General features: G+C 47.7%; 4 protein-coding genes. 3 read left to right on the forward strand and 1 reads right to left on the reverse strand.

What is annotated here, in order from left to right; all coding sequences use genetic code 11:
* Window positions 1-762 (forward strand): protein-methionine-sulfoxide reductase catalytic subunit MsrP (msrP, locus tag ACK5NH_RS19830; RefSeq protein ID WP_416922856.1); only part of this gene is annotated, 762 nt, incomplete at its 5' end.
* Between the two features lie 97 nt (window positions 763-859).
* Complete coding sequence (gene msrQ, locus ACK5NH_RS19835) at window positions 860-1507, forward strand: protein-methionine-sulfoxide reductase heme-binding subunit MsrQ (RefSeq protein ID WP_416922858.1); 648 nt, start codon at window positions 860-862, stop codon at window positions 1505-1507.
* A gap of 92 nt (window positions 1508-1599) precedes the next feature.
* Here the strand turns inward: msrQ and gloA are convergent, their stop codons facing one another.
* Complete coding sequence (gene gloA / locus ACK5NH_RS19840; RefSeq protein ID WP_011717181.1) at window positions 1600-2010, reverse strand: lactoylglutathione lyase; 411 nt, start codon at window positions 2008-2010, stop codon at window positions 1600-1602.
* A gap of 703 nt (window positions 2011-2713) precedes the next feature.
* On the opposite strand from gloA, the gene ACK5NH_RS19845 reads away from it, so the two are divergent.
* The coding region (locus ACK5NH_RS19845) for a cation diffusion facilitator family transporter (RefSeq protein ID WP_416922860.1) at window positions 2714-3389 on the forward strand (676 nt) is incomplete at its 3' end.

Genomic DNA, 3389 nt, shown 5'->3' on the forward strand with positions numbered 1-3389 from the left:
GATAAGGTCACCACCCACAATAACTTTTACGAGTTTGGCACCAGCAAGCAGGATCCGTCTGATAATGCCCAGCAGTTTAAGGTCGACCCTTGGCAATTACGCATTGAAGGCGAAGTGGAGCGCCCCATGACCCTTGATTATCAAGATCTGACTAAGCTGTTTCCCCTAGAAGAACGCATTTACCGGCTGCGCTGTGTCGAAGCTTGGTCCATGGTGATCCCTTGGGTGGGCTTTCCGCTCGCCGCTTTATTGAAAAAAGTCGGGGTCACCAGTAAAGGCAAGTATGTTGCCTTTGAAACTGCCTTCGATCCTGAGCAAATGCCGGGGCAAAAAAGTCGCTTAATGGGCGGCGGCATTCATTATCCCTATGTGGAAGGCTTAACCATTCCCGAGGCGATGAATGAGCTGACGCTGATGTCGGTCGGACTCTACGGTAAAACCCTGCCGCCGCAAAACGGCGCGCCAATCCGTTTAGTGGTGCCTTGGAAATACGGTTTTAAGAGCATTAAATCCATCGTCCGCATTCGGGTGATGGACAAGCAGCCTCCCACCAGTTGGAATCAACTCGCGCCCCATGAGTATGGTTTTTATGCCAATGTGAATCCTGCGGTGGATCATCCCCGTTGGTCGCAGGCGAGCGAGCGGCGCATCGGCGAGGGCGGGTTGTTCTCGGCAAAACGCATCGATACGCAGCCCTTTAATGGCTATGGCGAATTTGTAGCCTCGTTATATGAGGGTATGGATCTGAGGCAGTTTTATTAACTTATTCGGCTGTTATTTAGGCGCAATTGATTGCGCCTACCGAACAAGTGGCAATATCTATCTAGTACCATGAAAGAGGCAAAAGAGTAGGAGTCTTATGTTCAATATCACGGCGTTAAGAGTCACGCCAAAACAGCTGCTCTGGGTAAAGTTAGTCTTTCATTTGATTGGGCTTATCCCGATTGCTTGGTTGGTTTTTACCGTGCTGTCGGGCCGTGCTGGCGGCGATCCCGTGCAGCATATTATTCACTTCACGGGCATTGGCGCCTTAAATGCGCTGGCGGCCACGCTGCTGATTTCCCCCATTGCTAAGGGATTAAAATTAGGCTGGTTAATGCAGACACGCCGCTTAGTTGGTTTGTACGTGTTTGCCTATGCGACCTTGCATATTGTGGCGTTTTTTAGTTTAGATCTGCTGTTTGCCTGGGAGTTATTCTTCAGCGAGGTGGCGAAACGGCCTTATATTTTAGTCGGCGCATTGGCCTATGTGATAGTCACCGCGCTAGCGCTGACGTCCTTTAAAGCCTTGATGCGTAAAATGGGCCGCCGTTGGCAAACGCTGCACAATGGCGTGTATGTGGTGGCGATTCTGGCGCCGATTCATTTTTATTGGTCGGTAAAATCCGAAATTATCGAACCGAGTCTGTATATCCTCGGCTTTGGTTTGTTGCTCGCGTGGCGTTTACCCATTTGGCAGAAGAAGCGCAGCAGCCGTATCGCCATGGCCGCCGAGGGTAAGCGTTAATCTGCGGCATTTGGATTTATAAATGAGCAAAAGAAAACGGCGTTTGCAGCTTTGCAAACGCCGTTTTTACATCAGGCGGGAAGGTAATAGGCTTAACCTAAACCTTGGGTCGCCGATTTCATTTGAATAAATTCAATCTTATAACCGTCTGGGTCTTCCACAAACGCGATTTCAGTGGTGCCGCCAGCAACAGGGCCGGGTGCGCGAGTCACTTTACCACCCGCAGCGGCAATGGCTTCGCAGCGGGCATAAATGTCTTCATCACCGATGGCAATATGACCAAAGGCCGTGCCGAGATCGTATTTTTCAGTTCCCCAGTTGTAGGTCAACTCGATGACGGCCTGACCCGTTGACTCTTCACCGAAACCCACGAAGGCGAGGGAATATTTGTACTCTGGGTTTTCTGAGGTGCGGAGCAGCTTCATGCCCAGCACTTGAGTGTAAAAAGCGATACTGCGTTCTAAGTTACCGACGCGAAGCATGGTGTGTAACAGTTGTGACATAGGATTATCTCGGTCAATGAATTACGTCGGCAGTATATCAAAATTTGCCGTAAGTCATGCCGGAATGTTAATCGAATAAATGGATTGCCCGGTCTTGATTTCGATAATTGCGTGCGCTAGGGAAGTTCTTGCTTTGTGAGCTACGTCACTTTGCTTGGCGGTGCGGTGTGAAAAGTGCACGATTATTTAGCTCTTGCTCACAAAATAACTATCTCAATATAGGCATTTATCTCAGCCTTGATAATAATGGGGTTATACCAACTAGGAGAGTGAATATGAACACCGAACTAAAAATGGCGCTAGGTACAACAGTTGTAATTGCTTTATTTTTCAGTGCATTCTTTGTATCCATGTTCTGATATTGCCTTCAAATCCCTTCCCATGCAGAGGCGCTTAAGTCGATTGATTTAAGTGCCTTTGTGTTATTTGCCTGATCGTTTTTATCGTTGCCACGTTTCGAGTTATGCCTTGTCTATACGAGCCTTGTGAATGTGGTTGGTACTTTGCTGCGTATAAATTTTGTGATTCGTTGCAACACTTATGCAAATAGTTTGAAAAATGATTATTTTGATATTTATATATTTTGATTTTCAAACTAAACTGACGACAGAAGTCATCAATCACCACAGCGTGTTTGCTCTTGCTGCATGAATTTACGCTCACTCATTTATGCAAGCTAGGACAAATCGCTTAGGAAAAAATAATGAAAACAACATCTTCAACCGAGAATCCTATGCAGAGTACCGGGCTTGGGCATTCTGTCGCGCAGTGGCAACATTCCCATGGATTTTCTAACCAAAATACCGCGGGCGAAAAAAACACCCGTTATGTGTTGTATCTCACCGTGATTACCATGGTGGCCGAGATTGTGGCGGGGACCATTTATGGATCTATGGCCTTGCTGGCCGATGGTTGGCATATGGGCACCCACGCCGCCGCCTTTATGATCACCCTGTTTGCCTATTCCTATGCCCGTAAGCATGCTAATGATCCGGCCTTTGCCTTTGGTACTGGAAAGGTGAGTGTGCTTGGCGGTTACACCAGCGCCATCGCCTTAGGCTTAGTGGCCTTAGTGATGTTAATTGAGTCGGGCATACGCTTGATTAATCCTGAGGATATTCACTTTAATGAAGCGATTTTTGTCGCCCTGATTGGCTTAAGCGTGAACGTACTGAGTGTGTTCCTGTTGAAAGATCACCACTCCCACGACCATGGAAATTCACATGGGCATTCACACGGCCACTCGCATGGACATTCGCACAGTCACTCTCACGGCCATAATCACGATGATGAAGATGATGACCATAAGGATCATCAAGATAATCATTGCTGCGATGGGCACGATCATCATGCTGCTGACCATGACCATGACCATGACC

This window comes from Shewanella sp., from assembly GCF_047975355.1.
In the GTDB taxonomy this organism is placed as follows: Bacteria; Pseudomonadota; Gammaproteobacteria; order Enterobacterales; family Shewanellaceae; genus Shewanella.

Coding starts and splice junctions, on each gene's coding strand:
- msrQ (WP_416922858.1), top strand. CDS start 860: ATGTTCAATATCACGGCGTTAAGAGTCACGCCAAAACAGCTGCTCTGG.
- gloA (WP_011717181.1), bottom strand. CDS start 2,010: ATGTCACAACTGTTACACACCATGCTTCGCGTCGGTAACTTAGAACGC.